Origin of the sequence: Clostridium sp. UBA6640, from assembly GCF_002455975.1 — a bacterium.
GTDB lineage: Bacteria > Bacillota > Clostridia > Clostridiales > Clostridiaceae > Clostridium_J.
This window is the reverse complement of record NZ_DKLM01000168.1, coordinates 1-15,361: the sequence shown is the minus strand read 5'-3', so window position 1 is coordinate 15,361 and position 15,361 is coordinate 1. Positions and strand designations below refer to the sequence as shown.

General features: G+C 29.2%; 16 protein-coding genes. 4 read left to right on the top strand and 12 right to left on the bottom strand.

Annotated features, from left to right (window positions below; genetic code table 11):
• The 11 genes from B2W91_RS19590 to serS all read right to left on the bottom strand — a co-directional run bounded on the left by B2W91_RS19590 (position 1) and on the right by serS (position 11,534).
• Positions 1 to 696, bottom strand: coding sequence for a hypothetical protein (locus B2W91_RS19590; RefSeq protein ID WP_291584000.1), 696 nt, complete (start codon positions 694 to 696; stop codon positions 1 to 3).
• Positions 693 to 1,973 (bottom strand): normocyte-binding protein, encoded by a 1,281-nt coding sequence (locus tag B2W91_RS19585; RefSeq protein ID WP_291583999.1) that lies wholly within the window; start codon positions 1,971 to 1,973, stop codon positions 693 to 695. The genes B2W91_RS19590 and B2W91_RS19585 overlap by 4 nt, the downstream gene beginning before the upstream one ends.
• Before the next feature lie 9 nt (positions 1,974 to 1,982).
• On the bottom strand, positions 1,983 to 3,800 hold the full coding sequence (locus B2W91_RS19580) for a PP2C family protein-serine/threonine phosphatase (RefSeq protein ID WP_291583996.1): 1,818 nt from the start codon (positions 3,798 to 3,800) through the stop codon (positions 1,983 to 1,985).
• 26 nt (positions 3,801 to 3,826) lie between these two features.
• Positions 3,827 to 4,663: a PP2C family protein-serine/threonine phosphatase gene (locus B2W91_RS19575; protein ID WP_291583995.1), complete on the bottom strand. Its 837-nt coding sequence runs from the start codon at positions 4,661 to 4,663 to the stop codon at positions 3,827 to 3,829.
• 11 nt (positions 4,664 to 4,674) lie between these two features.
• The gene (locus tag B2W91_RS19570; protein ID WP_291583993.1) at positions 4,675 to 5,178 is read right to left on the bottom strand and encodes an FHA domain-containing protein; all 504 of its coding nucleotides are present in this window, start codon (positions 5,176 to 5,178) and stop codon (positions 4,675 to 4,677) included.
• Positions 5,179 to 5,194: 16 nt separating this feature from the next.
• Positions 5,195 to 5,755 carry an FHA domain-containing protein gene (locus B2W91_RS19565; protein WP_291583991.1) on the bottom strand — a complete coding sequence of 187 codons (561 nt, stop codon included), beginning with the start codon at positions 5,753 to 5,755 and terminating at the stop codon, positions 5,195 to 5,197.
• Positions 5,756 to 5,769: 14 nt separating this feature from the next.
• A complete protein-coding gene (locus B2W91_RS19560) occupies positions 5,770 to 6,210 on the bottom strand; it encodes a J domain-containing protein (protein ID WP_291583989.1) in 441 nt (146 codons plus the stop codon).
• 83 nt (positions 6,211 to 6,293) lie between these two features.
• The gene (locus B2W91_RS19555; RefSeq protein ID WP_291583987.1) at positions 6,294 to 6,719 is read right to left on the bottom strand and encodes a membrane-associated protease 1; all 426 of its coding nucleotides are present in this window, start codon (positions 6,717 to 6,719) and stop codon (positions 6,294 to 6,296) included.
• Positions 6,720 to 6,766: 47 nt separating this feature from the next.
• Positions 6,767 to 7,192: a membrane-associated protease 1 gene (locus tag B2W91_RS19550; protein ID WP_291583985.1), complete on the bottom strand. Its 426-nt coding sequence runs from the start codon at positions 7,190 to 7,192 to the stop codon at positions 6,767 to 6,769.
• Between the two features lie 125 nt (positions 7,193 to 7,317).
• Positions 7,318 to 9,483: a transcriptional regulator gene (locus tag B2W91_RS19545; RefSeq protein ID WP_291583983.1), complete on the bottom strand. Its 2,166-nt coding sequence runs from the start codon at positions 9,481 to 9,483 to the stop codon at positions 7,318 to 7,320.
• 773 nt (positions 9,484 to 10,256) lie between these two features.
• A complete protein-coding gene (gene serS / locus B2W91_RS19540) occupies positions 10,257 to 11,534 on the bottom strand; it encodes a serine--tRNA ligase (protein WP_291583980.1) in 1,278 nt (425 codons plus the stop codon).
• A 621-nt stretch (positions 11,535 to 12,155) separates the two neighbouring features.
• Here serS and B2W91_RS19535 point away from each other — a divergent pair.
• Both B2W91_RS19535 and B2W91_RS19530 read left to right on the top strand, forming a co-directional pair.
• Entirely contained in the window at positions 12,156 to 12,497 is a 342-nt protein-coding gene (locus tag B2W91_RS19535; protein WP_291583978.1) for a PadR family transcriptional regulator, read from the top strand.
• On the top strand, positions 12,487 to 13,149 hold the full coding sequence (locus tag B2W91_RS19530; protein ID WP_291583976.1) for a hypothetical protein: 663 nt from the start codon (positions 12,487 to 12,489) through the stop codon (positions 13,147 to 13,149). Before B2W91_RS19535 ends, B2W91_RS19530 begins: the two co-directional genes overlap by 11 nt.
• Before the next feature lie 128 nt (positions 13,150 to 13,277).
• Here the strand turns inward: B2W91_RS19530 and B2W91_RS19525 are convergent, their stop codons facing one another.
• Entirely contained in the window at positions 13,278 to 13,832 is a 555-nt protein-coding gene (locus tag B2W91_RS19525; protein WP_291583974.1) for a helix-turn-helix domain-containing protein, read from the bottom strand.
• Between the two features lie 117 nt (positions 13,833 to 13,949).
• Here B2W91_RS19525 and B2W91_RS19520 point away from each other — a divergent pair, with 117 nt between their 5' ends.
• Together B2W91_RS19520 and B2W91_RS19515 are read left to right on the top strand one after the other, a co-directional pair.
• Positions 13,950 to 14,534: a LysE family transporter gene (locus B2W91_RS19520; RefSeq protein WP_291583972.1), complete on the top strand. Its 585-nt coding sequence runs from the start codon at positions 13,950 to 13,952 to the stop codon at positions 14,532 to 14,534.
• A 158-nt stretch (positions 14,535 to 14,692) separates the two neighbouring features.
• The gene (locus tag B2W91_RS19515; RefSeq protein WP_291583970.1) at positions 14,693 to 15,256 is read left to right on the top strand and encodes an HD domain-containing protein; all 564 of its coding nucleotides are present in this window, start codon (positions 14,693 to 14,695) and stop codon (positions 15,254 to 15,256) included.
• The last annotated feature ends 105 nt before the right edge of the window (positions 15,257 to 15,361 follow it).

Here is a 15,361-nt window from a genome sequence, read left to right as displayed (position 1 = left end):
TTACATCATAATGATTTCATCAAGTATCATGGTATTTTCAGCACCTAAAATTCCAAAGTGTTGATGCCAATATATAAATGCATTAGTATTTATAGGCAAAAATAGTTTTATTATAGTTTCTATTTTTTTATTTAGCTCCTGAGTTTTGCGTCTGCCTAAATATATATACATTTCCTTTGGATTATCTTGATTTATATAAACTCTGTTATTTTTAAATACTTTGTTTAGTATTTTGTTAAATAAGTGTAGAGATGCTCCCGTTTTATATAAAGTAATGAGTCCAGTTAATATGTAGTCTAGTTCATCTTTTTTAAAATGCTTAATATTTGAATATACTTCCTCTCCAAAGAATCCATTTTTTATATCTTTCATAATAAACTTTTTATAAAACTCTTCTTTGCTTATACCTTGATTTAAATCTAATTTTCCTAGGTAATGAATTACTATATCAAATAACACTTCTCTTAACTGGCTGCTTTCCTCTACGTCCACATCAAATAAGTCTTTAAATATATCATAAAATCTATAATAAGGATTGACCTCTACAACCTTATCTTCTGGTAAAGAGCTAGTATTAATATCTGTAAAAGCAATTTCCATATATGGGCTAGATACTTTAGCTAATGTAAATTGAACTTCTTCTCTTGATATGTTCTCTTTATCTGCTTTTAATAATATATCCCAAATGTAATTCATATTAATCTTCCTTCACAATGATACTCTGGATAAAACAATTGAATTTCTGATACTAGAAAACTTAGTATGTCTCTGTTTAAATAAGAATTATTGTCCTTTGCTCTAAAATATAAGGCTAATACCTTTCCTTTATCTCCATCTCTTATCTCATCAAGAATAAATTCATTCATATTGTAACTCTCTGAAGTTTTGTCCTCTTTTTCTTCATTTAGTTCTAAATGTTTAAATTCTAGATATTTAGATATCTTAAAGGACTTTATAATTCTCTCTAATTCTGCCTTGGTTTTTACATTGCATTTGTTATTTAATGATAATTTTCCAATAAAACTAGAGTCCACTTCATTAGATATAAGTTCATAGTTATAAATATCTATAGATGAGGTATTTTTAGAAATAATTTTATACACATCCCACTTTCTGCCCTCTTCCTCTAGGGAGCATATAACTATTGAATCTTTCATGAACTTTACGTATTGAATATTATTACCTTCATAATTAACTAAGTATCCATGATTTCCCCTTTCCTTTTCAATGGATATCATATGTTCATAATTGATCTTATCCTCGCAAGGCATTGGAAAACCAAGACTTTTAAGAGAAATCTCTTTTATATTCCAAAGAGGAACTATATCATACTCAATGAATTCCTTATATTCTTCAAAGTCTATGGAAATTTTATTTATATTTTCATCTTCACCTATATCTTCTTTACACTTTATTAAAACTACATTAGCTATTTTATATATATAAGGATTGTTTATTGTAGTCCATGGAATGTTATTATTTATAAACATCTTATAAAGTTCATTGAGCTTTTTTATATATTCCTTGTTTTCTTTTAAAGAAAAATAAGCTTCATATGTGTTTTTATTTGTCTCAATAATACCTTTGAAAGTTTTTTTACTGCTAAGTATATTTTTAACCATTAAATAGTCGCACTTTAAAAATACCTTAAACATAGTCATAGGTTGATTTTCTCTTAGTGAATTTAAAACTTCCTCCACCTCATATATGCTTTCTTCCATATCTTCTTTTAATATAGGATATAAAAATTCATTAGTTGGATCTAATTCTTCACGTTTTGCTATGGTAGAGAACACATTATACTTTCCTTTTATATCTTCAATCTCATTAAAAACTCTCTCTTCCAAATCATTGAATCTATTTTCTGTATACTCCTCTAAAGACATAAACACACCGCTTAAAATCTTTTTTAAAATCAATCTATCTTCTAAATTCTCAATATTATTTAGCTTTTCATAAATCTCATTTTTCATTTTTTCTCCCTATTCCTTACTCAATTCCTTATCTAAGTCCTTATTTATCATTTCTAACTTTTCATCTATCTTTTTTACTTCTTCCACAATGCCTTCTTTTTCATATAATTCTTTTGCTAAAGTATATAGTACCTTTGCCTCTTTAAAATTACCTTTGATATTTTTTTCGTCTCCATCTCTTTGATATCTATCTGCTTTAGATCTTCGGCTAGAACTTTCATCTATTTTCTTATCCATAAGTTTTATTTTGCTGTTTAATTCAGCTGAAAAAATATTAGAGCCTATTTGATCATAAAGCTGTTTTGCCATAATATAATACATTTTAGCTCCAACATAATCTCCTGCACTATAGCTTGTATCTCCTTGCTTAATGTGATTTACAGCCTTATCTTCGATTTCTAACTTCTCTTTTTCTTTCTCGTCTTTTTCTTTTTTCTTCTCTTCTTCTTCCTTCTTTTTCTTTTCTTCCGCTTCTTTATTTTTTTTTTGTTTTTCTGCTTTCTCTTCATAAATTTTATCTAATTTTTCCATTGCTTCTTTTCTTTCTTCATTTAAATGGAGGTCTGTTGCTAAGTTCTTTGCTTCTTTATAAAGTTTCTCTGCTTCATTTATCTCTTTAAGATCTAGATTTGTATCTCCTAAGTACAATAAATCCATTACTTTTATAGAATTTCTAACTAAATCTAGCTTGTCTAGTATATAGTCTTTAGCTAAGTTATCAACCTCATCCATTTTATCGAAAGAATTTAAATATCCATCTAAAGCCTCTTCTTGCTTTTTATCCTTTAACTTGCTATCCGCATCAATTATAATTTCTGTAAATTTATAACATCTATCTAAACTTTCCTTTTCATCTTTCAATTTATATTTTGTGGCTATTTCCAAGGCTTTTTTATATTCTTCATTGGCTTTAGTTATATTACCATTGTCCACATATTTTACTGCACTTACTTTATAGCCATTCATATTTTCTATATTGTCTTTCTTCTTCTTTCTTTGTATGCTAAAAATCACCCCGGAAATAATTAAAATTATAAGTATAGGTATAGCTATACTTATTATCTTTTTTATAAGCTTTTCTCTATCAGGATTCCTATAAGTTTTATCTATAAAAATTCCTGCTATAGTATAATTCTCTATGTCCTTAAGCTGTTTTGATAACAGCATGTCTTCAACATTATTTGCCAGCTCTTTTGGTTCTTTTGCCTCATCAATGGCATCTTCTATTTCTTTTTCATCTATGTTTTCCCATATTCCCCTTGTAACAAGAGTAATAATATCTCCATCTATTAACTTTATTTTCTTTGATATGTACGGTTCTCTTAATTCATCTTGTCCTAAATAGCAATATAAGTTATTTCTCTCACTGTGAGCTGCTATCTTATCTAAAGAAACCTCTTCTTTATTTGCTAAAATTTGTGTAAGAGATTGGTCATTACTTTTATACCTTAAAGCTCCATCTCTAAATAGATGGAATCTTGTATTTCCAGCTACGGCATATCTAATTTTCACATAATCTGTTACAACCACTGTTATAGATGCCTTTAACTTTGTGTAAATACCAGCTGAAGAAAGTTCTTCATTAGCTTCCTTCAGGTACTTTTTTATAAATCTTTTTTTCATAGTAGGTTTTTCAGTGAAACTTCTTATAATACTTGTAACAGCCATTTTAGCACTTTCTAATTTATGGTCATCATCTATACCATCTGCTATTACATAACATGCATAATTATCTAATTCTATAAACGCAAAGTAATCTTTATTTTGTAAAAATGAACCTGCCTCTGATACAAAAGCAGTTTTGAATTTTGAATTTAATTTTCTCATTCTTTCACCTCTAAACCTCTTTATAGTTATAAATATTTCATAAGCACAATAGCCCCATTATATTTATCCTCTTTTTGCAAATTATCTATTTTATCTATTATTTCCTTTCCTATACCAGAAAAATTATTATCCTTAATAGTGCTTTCTATATCAGCCCATGTTAAAGCTTCATAAATACCTCTATTCATTAAAACAATAATGTCATTCTTTTTCATCTTTATAGGAGTATCAAAAATTTCAAAGTTTTTAAACTCCTCCATACCAAGATAATATAAAAGTTTTCTCTCATTAATAGCGGATAATGCTATTTCCCTGGAAAATTTCCCTTTATAAAATCCCTGTTTTGCTAAAACATCTAAAGTATGTCCTTCATTTACTTTAAAAAGTTCATCATCTCTTAAAACTGCTATAACTGTATCTCCTACCATAGCGTAATAGAGAAATCCATCTATTATTGCTGCACTTACTAAGCTGGTGCCTCCATAACTACCATTAATTCTATTTAAAATTTCTCTATTGGAAGAACTAAATGCTTTATTAAAAAAATATTCCATTTTTCCCGAAGTTCTATGATTTAAAAAAATATCTATAAAAGTATTAACTGCTACTTTGCTAGATATTTCCCCTCCCCTATTCTTTCCAAATCCATCTGCTAAAACTGCAAGGGTTCCAAAATCTGAAGTTACCACTTTAAAACTATCCTCTTGCACTTCTTCCCTACCTATGGTACATGCTGCTTCTACCTGTATAGCTTCTTTTTTATATATTTTAAGTAAATAAATTTTTAATAATATAAGAAAAACTAATAAACTTATAAGGACAGCTAATAAAATATAGTAATTACTTTTAATTAAATCCATCATAGTAATTACCTCTAATCATTATCTTCCCATTCAAAATGTTCTCCACAGAATGGTACAAATAAAAACTTGCTTTTTCCAAGTTCAATTACATCATAAGCTGTTAGTTCTGTTGGCATATAAGCTGCTTCTCCATTTAAGTAGGCAATTCCTGAGGAGTCTCCTGGCAGTAATACATTGTTTTTCTTCTTTTGATCATATACAACAATTGCATGATTTCTAAGAGACACTTTATTATCCCCAATTATTTGTATGTCCATGTCATCCGCTCTACCTATGAAGTTTTTTCCTGCTTTAATTTTATAATCCTTACCTACTCTTGCTCCTTCAATGCATACAAGCCATCCACAGACTGGTTCAATCTCTTCATATAAAAGATCTGTTTCTATGTCCAATTCCTTTTGGGAAGTAACTTCATTACTCTTTTTTGAAGCAGTTTCTATGTTACAATATGGGCATAAAGTCCCATAACGTCTCTCACTAAACATATGACCATTTTCACATCTAATAAGTCCCATTTTAAATCACTCCATTTCATCTAAGTAAAAGCTTAATTTTCCCAACAAATAGTATGTCTCCTTTTTTTATAGTGCAGGGACTATATTTTGCTACTTTGTAAACAATATTGTCTTCTTTCTTTTCTATAGATATTCCATTAGCTGAGCATAAATCTTCTATATACCATTCTCCCCCTGCATAATTTAATACTGCATGTTCATAATCTATTAAATTAGAGTATATAGATTCACTTAAATCTATATCTGCTTTGTTTTCTTTATTACTTTTACCAATTACCATTGATACTTTTTCTGATAAATTCCACTCTTTTATAATTTGATTATCTTCATTTACTAGAACTATGGATTTAATTGAATGAGCATCATATGGCCTATCTATACCTTCAATTATCTTAATAAAAAATGTTATTCCTATTATCACTAACCCTGTTATAAGTATGGTTTTAATTTCTTGTGACTCTACAGTTACATATATTAAAACCCCTATTAGGGTAAGAATTATTCCCATAAATAAATTTATTATTTCTATTACTTTTAATGTTTTCTTATCTTTATTTTTTATATTTTCATGATTCAAAGTAATTCACTCCGTTACTTCTTTTTTGGTTTAAAAAAGCTATTGAAAATTGCAGAAGTGTCCATAGGATTTTTTGAATCCTTTTTTAAAAAATCGTCTCTTACTTCACTGGTGTTTCCATTAAACCCAAAGAATTCTTCAAATTTGCTATTCAAATTCTCCATAGCATCTTTAATATCTCCAGTTTTTTCATTATATGTATTTCCCTTTTTCTTTTCCCTATTATTTTTAAAAGGGTCTTGTGTTTTAAAGATTTTCTCATCATATTCTTTTCTACTTTTCTCATCACTTAAAACACTATAAGCTTCATTTATAAGTTGAAACTTTTCGCTTAGGGTCTTATCGTTTATGTTAGTATCAGGATGATACTTTTTAGCTAAGTTTCTAAAGGATTTTTTTATCTCATCCTTAGTTGCATCTTTAGATACCTCTAATATTTCATAAAAATTTTTCATACTTTCCCTCAATTTTAAAAATTATAGGAGAACTAAGTCTCCCATAATTTTTATTCTAGAATTTACTTGTCTACTGCTCTTTATTAAGCGCCGTAGCCACCTTCTATTGTAACCTTATCAAGCTTGTCTTTCTTTTGCTTAATTACAAGCTCAAAAGTACCTACTCCTTCTGTATCTCCAAAATACTCTTTATAATCTACAACAAAAGCATTTGGGAAGGATATCTTTCTTATAATTTGGTCTGCTGAAAGTACTTCTACAGTAACCTTTCTATAGCAATCAGCCTTTTCTGCTGGAATTAATGACCAAACTCCTATTTGTCTTGTGCTATCAAATTCTTCTCCATCTAAAGCTGTTAGTATTTTTCCACTAATAACCATAGTGCTTCCAACATCTTTTGAACGAGCATTTGAATCTTTAGGAGTATCTGTTTTAAGAACTACCTTTTTAACGCTTTCTACTCCAAGTGATATCTTGTCAGCGCCTTCTATTAATACTCTAAATCCCATTTTCTCACTCCCTTAAATATTTTAATTTTCTTTTTCATGAGGATTTACTATTCGCCAAATCCACCTTCGAATTTAACCATTGCAGTTTTGTCTTTCTTTTGTTTAAGATGTAACTCAAAAGTTCCTACGCCTTCTTCATCACCATAATCTTCTACATAATCAACCACAAAAGCATTTGGAAGATTTATTTGTCTTACTATTTGAGATGCTGATATAACATCTATTGCTACATTTCTATAACAATCTGCTTTCTCTGCTGGAACAAGTGACCATTGTGCTAACTTTATAGTACTGTCTGCAGCCTCACCATCTACTGGTGTTAATATTTTTCCTTTAATAATTAATGATGTTCCAAGGTCTGTGGAACGTGCATTAGAATCGTCTGGAGTATCTGTATTAAACTCCACTGTTAAAATGTTTTCGATTCCTAGATCAATAGTTTCAGGACCTTCAACCTTTAACTTAAATCCCATTTTCTCTCCTCCTTTTATAAGTTGTATTTATAATTGACTTTTGGTAATATTTATTATCAAAAGCAATTTGCTTAGTTGTTTTTAAGCTTTTAAGCTTAAACTATTATATAAAATTAAATTATAAATTAACCTGCAACACTTGTTGATGCGCTGGTCGGCAAGTTCTTAACGTTTCCGTTAAAGGTTATATCTATATTGCAAGTACCACTACTTTCATCTATGGAGAAGCTTATGTCATCTCCCTCTTGAATAATAGAATTTATATTACCTTTGCTAGATAACCATTTACTCTTCATACTACTTGGATTATTGCTAAAGAACTTAACAATATTATCTTGTTTAAAGTCATTAGTATGGAATCGTAACATTCTTTCTATATAAGTAGTTACTAATGTTTTATATAATGACTCAAAGTCTGAACCTACAGTTAGCAGACTTCTTGCCTTATAAACTGTTATTTGTTTTATATCTTTTCCATCTATCTGTGCATTATCTGATGAGAATACAAATCCAAATTTCTTTCTATTTATTGAATTCTTTATCTCATTAGTAAAGCCTGATATTTCTTTTGCTAGTGTAGTTGTAACTTTTAATGAATTATCTGAGGATTCAATATCGAATCTAACTCCTGGATATTCATAAGATACATTTTTATAGGATTCTCTTAAAAACTCTGGGCATTGATATGCAGCTACAAGTCCTGCTGATATATATGCTCCTCCTATATAAACACCTTCTATCCAAAGCTTTAATATATCTTCCTTTTCTTTAGAAAGCTTAGCCACACCTTCGTCAGTTACAATCATTCTGTTGTCAAGAACAACTCCTGATTTATCCTTTGGAATTATTGTAAAGTTAGGCAGGCATGGTATAGCAAATTCGCTATAGTCCTTTCTAATTAATGGAGAACATTTATCTATAAATCTATCTATTCCCGCTGTAGCTATATGATTAAAGCTTGTTTCCTCTCCTGTTTGGAAACTAAAGAAAACTTGAATACGATAACTTTTTACACAATCTAAAAGTAGTGCTAAATCTTCCATAGTAGTTCCATCTGTCTTATTTGATTGAACATTACCTTTAAATCTTTCTCTTCTTACTTTATTTTTACTTACTCCTTCTAATTCAACAGATGGAGCTATTCCAAACCAAATTGTATTAGTAAAATCATTTTTATCATTTACTGTATTTAAATAAGCATTAAACCTTGGTAAATTATTTGGATTGACCAATCTATTAACTGGTACATTCGTAACTAATAAAGATGGAACCATACCTTTGTTCTTTGTTTTATATTGATCAAAGAACATTTTAACTCCTATTAGTTTTTCTACTAGTGGTTTAACTGTTTTTATGAAGTCATCTTTTGCACTCTTATAAAACTCTAAATATGTATTATAATTTGTTGCTTCTTGTTCTACATCTATCTTACTCTCCATAGTTGAAGCTAAAGGACAGAATGTTCTTACCACTAAGCTTTTTACATAATCTGCTTTGACATCATTTACTGCTTCATAATCTTCTTCAAAAGCCTCAATTAATCCAACATTTGCATTATCATCTAATGCAACTAGTGCTGTATCTTCAGTTTTAGGAGCTTCTAATATTTTAAGTTCTCCATTTTCCCCCATGCTTAATGCACCAATTTTAAGCTCAACACTATCTGATTTATTTTCTTCTTGTCCAAGAAGTAATCTAGTTTTGATATCCTCAATAGCTAGAGGAATCATAGCCATAACATTGTTGTAGTTATTGCTAGCTTCTTCGAACATGTAGTTAAGCTTATCTCCTAAATCTAACTTGCTTGGATCTTCTTCATCTAATTCCTCATATTTAGAATATAAATATTGAATTTCCTTTCTTGATTGTTTAATATCATCCATAACTTTTTTTGGTGATATCATATCTAGCAAGTTTTCAAATTTGAAGTCTACATTGGCTATACCTTGAGCACTCTTTGTATCAATTAATGTAAACAACATTTTAAGAAAATCATTTGACTGATTAATTGGAATTTCTGTTACATACCCTTCTGGTAGATTTTCTGGTTTTTCTAAGGTATACATAACTTTTTGATTTGTTGCATTATAGAAAGAATAAACAACTGGTGAAAACTTATCTAAAAACTCATCAAAATTTCTAACTAGAAGATGTTCATTAATTTCTTTTATCTTATCGTCATTTAAACTATTAAGACCTTTTGTGTCACCTATTATTGAGATTAAATCTAATTTTTCAGGATTTATTTCCTCAAATAATATGGTTCGATTAGTCTGTTCAATAACTTCCATTCATGTCACCTCTTTATATTTTTATATATTACATCATTCAATTTTTACTGTACGTTTTTACTGCACGTTTAAATTAATCGTATAGCAATTTCCTTTCTTTATACTAAATTTACATTTTATATTACTTTTTCATATTTGTTGTAAATTGTAATCTGCCGTATTATTTTGTAATGCACAGTTAATTTTTGGATTTAAAATCATTACTTTTTTAATATTATTTTCATATTCTGTAAAAAAAGACTAAAAAATTAGGCTTTTTTAATGTAATTATTATAAAATATTACTTTAATGCTTATTTTTTAAAAAATCAAAATATATATTTACATAATATGTAATGTAGTAAAACTAACTGTATAAGAGGCTTATAGAATACTTTTATTTTATTCAATTAACTTAAATTTCTACTTATAAGGCTTAGATTATAGATTAATTATATAATTTCCTTATAAAATTTACATATATATACTTTTAATGATTTTAAAGTATAATTTTGCAGAAAAAAACTTTTAATCCAGGTGGTTATCCAAGGTAAAATAATATAATAAAAATATCCTTCTAACCATTGATAATAGTGACTTTGTTATATTCTCATGATTAGACCCTGCTAAAACATTTATATTTTTATTTTGTAGAAAAAATTAAAAAACCTGACCTAGGTTGACCCCTAAATCAGGTTTTTTTCTATAAAATTTTATTTAGTTATATACTTTCTCGAAACTTTTATAGCTATAATTTCATAAATTTATATATTAATCTTAAATAATTTTTTACTATTATTTAATCATTGTCATACCACCCATGTATGGTTGTAGTGCAACTGGAATATTTACAGAGCCATCTTCGTTTAAGTTGTTCTCTAAGAAAGCAATCAACATTCTTGGAGGTGCTGCTACTGTATTATTTAATGTATGTGCAAAATATTTTCCATTTTCACTATCTACACGAATTTTTAAACGACGAGCTTGCGCATCACCTAAGTTAGAGCAACTTCCCACTTCAAAATATTTCTTCTGTCTAGGAGACCAAGCTTCTACATCCACTGATTTTACTTTTAAATCTGCTAAATCTCCAGAACAACACTCTAAAGTTCTCACTGGTATATCCAAAGTTCTAAAGAAGTCTACTGTGTTTTGCCATAATTTATCATACCACATCATACTGTCTTCAGGCTTACATACAACAATCATTTCCTGCTTTTCAAATTGGTGAATTCTATATACTCCTCTTTCTTCTATTCCATGAGCTCCTTTTTCCTTTCTAAAACAAGGTGAATAACTTGTTAATGTTTGAGGTAAAGATGTCTCTGGTAATATAGTATCAATAAATTTACCAATCATAGAATGTTCACTGGTTCCTATCAAATATAAATCTTCACCTTCGATTTTATACATCATAGAATCCATTTCCGCAAAGCTCATAACACTAGTTACAACTTCGCTACGAATCATAAATGGTGGAATACAATATGTAAAACCACGATTTATCATAAAATCTCTAGCATAAGAAATTACTGCAGAATGAAGTCTTGCAATATCACCCATTAAGTAATAAAATCCATTACCAGCAACTTTTCTAGCACTATCTAAATCAATTCCACTTAATTTTTCCATAATTTCAGTGTGATATGGAATTTCAAAATTAGGTACAACAGGTTCACCATAACGCTCTATCTCTACATTTTCACTGTCATCTTTTCCAATTGGTACACTTGGATCAATTATATTTGGAATAGTCATCATAATTTTTTTAACTTTTTTCTCTAGTTCATCTTCCTTTGCTTCTAATTCAGCCAAGCGCTCTGAATTTGCAGTAACTTGTTTCTTTGTTTCTTCTGCTTCTTCTTTTTTACCTTGAGCCATTAATGCACCGATTTGCTTTGAAATCTTATTTCTATTAGCTCTTAAAGCTTCGGCCTCCTTTTTTGTGTCCCTTAACTCAGCATCCAAAGTAATTACTTTATCTACTAAACCTAGCTTATTATCTTGAAACTTATTTTTTATGTTTTGCTTAACAATCTCTGGATTCTCTCTTACAAATCTTAAATCTAACATATTATCTCCTCCTAAATTTAATATATTGCTTATATGTGAGGTTCACATAACTAAAAGTCTTGTGTTTTTAAAATTATCTTTAATTTTCCCCATATCATCCATTTTCTAACCCATGATAACTATAGGGATATAATGTGAACACTTAATATCATACTTTATTGCATTTATATAATTTTTAAATTATAAAATAAAAAAACTCCCATCCCAATATATAAACTGGGACGGAAGGTATCCGCGTTGCCACCCAAATTGCTGATAAATAATAAAAATCAGCCACTCGAAATTAGTATTATAGAGGATACCACCCTTTCGATTCATCACCGACAGCTCCAAAAGTGGAAAGATTTAGTCTTTCACCGATTCACACCACTCATCGGCTCTCTGAAGAAATTCATAAATCGTAGCTTTTATAATCACTGTTTTTTACTATATTTCATTATCCCTTAATTATACATATATTCATACTGATTTTCAAGTAAAGACTGAATATTTTGTTTTAATTAAATTTGTTCTTTTTAATTTTCACAAATCCCCTGTGATATATTTACACCCCAGCTACCTTGTGGTACAATATAGCTATGTACTTTGTGGTACAAGGTAGTGAAAAGGAGGTGTTTTGTCTTGAATGATAAATCTCAGCTTATGCGTGGGATAATAGAGGGCTGCATTTTACAAATAATTAATATAAAAACAACTTATGGGTATGAAATTGTAGAACAGCTTCAAGAATATGGATTCAAAGAAATAAAAGAAGGAACTATTTATCCTCTTCTTTTAAGACTTGAGAAAAAAAACATCATTAATTCAGAGTTTCGCCCCTCACCTTTAGGGCCGTTCAGAAAATATTATTCTCTAACAAAAGAAGGAATTTCAATTCTAGAGGAATTCCGCAGAAATTGGAATGAAGTTTCTCAATCTGTAAATACAATATTATCTACAGGAGGTATAGATAATGTCAAATGAATTAAGTATATTAAAGAGACAAAATGAAACCACTACCCAAGAACTCACTGGCACAAATCAAAAAATCTTATCTCGTATTTTAAAATATGTACAAATATCAAAAATTGGAGCTTTCGACAGAGAGATTATCAGAAAAGATTTGATTGGAATGGCTATGGAGGCTGAAAGACGTGGAAAGACTTTATCTGATATAATGGATACTGATGAAAAATCTTGGTGCGATTCTATTGTTGCTAGCTATGGAAAAGTTTCTCCTTCAGAATTAATTCTCTCTATGCTAAAAGAAATATCAATCTTATGGCTTATATGGGGGGTTATTTTTTTTAATATATCCCCATCAATAGTGAAAATTGACATAGGAATGTTATCCTTATTTTTATTATATGCTTCAGTATTAGTGATCTATAATTTTTTTGTATCATCCATATTTGCGTTTCAATCTTCAATTAAGCAAATTTTAATTAAGTGGACGATTTTAATTATAACACCACTGTTAATGATACTAATTCTAAAAGCTTCAAAGGAAATTATTTTATTCTCTCTTCCAAATTATATAATACACTTAGTTTTCGGCATTACATGGGTACTATCTACACTTCTATACAATAACCTAATTCACAAACAAGCCCAAAAGATAAACTGGATAGAATAGATATTTGTATTATATAAACTATAAAACCAAAGCACAAATCTTGTACGAAATCCTATACAAAGTTTGTGCTATTTTTATTATGTAATTAAACCGCATATCCTAACCTTATTAACAAGTGAAATAAGATCTTACATTGGATAGTAAATAACCATACTTAATGAGCAAATTGTATCACCTGTATTTTTATAAGCATGAGGTCTATCCGCCTTAAATCTTATAGAATTACCTTTTGTTATAATAAACTCCTCACCATTTATACTTATAGTAAGCTCTCCAGAAAACACAGTTATAAATTCCTGGGTACCTTGTTGATGAGCTTCTGAAGCTAGATGTCCTTTAGTATCAATCTCAATAGAATAAGTTTCGAATCGAGTTGTGCTATCAAAAGGAAATACAGGAAATATCCTAATCTTGCCCTCATCCTCAATAAGTGGCTGCACTTGAGACTTATCTACGATTTCAAAATTAGTCTCAGGCATGCTCATAAGTTCAGTACATGATATTTTAAACCCATTTGCAATCTTCCATATTGTTGACACAGTAGGATTTACTTCACATCGTTCAATCTGACCAAGCATACTTTTACTTACATCGGTCATCTTCGAAAGATCATTAAGACTAAGTGCTTTTTCTTCACGAAGTCTTTTTAAATTTTCTGCAATAATCAAATTAAGCTTTTCCAAAATTTAACCTCCAATTTATTGACAGTATACTGCACAAATAGTATCATTATATTACACAGTATAATATATCGTTCGTTTTGTATATTATACCATACGAAAATTAGGAGGTAAATATACATGCCAAATCTCACAGCATTCTTATCCTATGTCCTTATTGCAAACTTTGCGCCTGGAGCAAATACTATTATATCAATGTCAAATGCAGGTAGATACGGATTTAAGAAAAGCATAATGTTTAATGTAGGTGTTTTCTTTGGTGTATTTGTTATATTTGTTCTAAGCAGTGTCTTTAGTGTAATACTTTATGACTACATCCCGTCAATTAAATCAATTATGGCCTGTATTGGTGCAGCTTATATTCTATGGCTTGCATGGCAAATCTACAAAAGCAGTCCTCAGAATGACCATAAGACACAAAAGCGTACAAACACACTTTTATCGGGATTACTTTTACAATTTGTAAATCCTAGTGTTATTATTTATAGTCTTGCAACAGTTTCAACATTTATAATGCCTTATTACAAATCTACATTTACGCTTTTATATTTTTCTTTAATTCTTGCTTTTGTTGGCTTTGTAGGAACCTGCTGTTGGGCATTGTTTGGCTCTATTTTTCAGAAGTTCCTTATAAAAAATTATAAAATTGTCAATATTGTTATGGCATTGTTGCTTGTCTATTGCTCTATCTCATTATTTCTTTAGTTAAATACTTGCCTAATCTTTATCTGTATTTTTATTTTTACAAATTGAAATCACAGTTTCTAGTTAAATAGGCAAGTTTATATATAAATCAATTACAGAAAATTAATGAATTAAGTTAAAAAGTTACTATTAACTTTAGCTTAAAGAGGAGGTTACATATGAAACGTAACGAAGCATTAGCATTATTAAAAGAACATGTTAAAACAGACCGTGTATTAAGACATTCTCTTGCTGTTGAAGGGGCAATGGCAGCTTATGCAATAAAATTTGGGCAAGATGAAGATTATTGGGGATTATTAGGATTACTTCATGATGTTGACTTTGAAAAATACCCTGAAGAACATCCAAATCGTGCTCCTGGAATTCTTGAACCTGCAGGCTTTGATGAAACATTTATTGCAAGTGTTCTTTCTCACTCTTCAGAAACTAAAATCCCAAGAGACTCAAAAGAACGTCAATGCCTACATGCAGTGGATGAAATGGCAAGCTTCATCATTGCAATTGCATTAATGCGTCCTACAAAACTTGAAGGATTGAATGCTAAATCTGTAAAAAAGAAAATGAAAGATAAAGCCTTTGCCAAAGCAGTAAATCGAGAACAACTAATAACATCTGCTGAAGAATTAGGTGTTGAATTTAATGAGCATGTAGATACTATTGTTAATGGTCTCATTGCACATGAAGCAAAACTGCAAGAAGAAGGATACAGTTTATTAGATTAAGCAGTAAGATACTATATGGATACAATGTGAAAATTTAATATGTGCTCTGAAAAATAAGTTTTCTATAAAAGCAGCTTAGCTCTTTAGAAATTAAGGATTAATAAT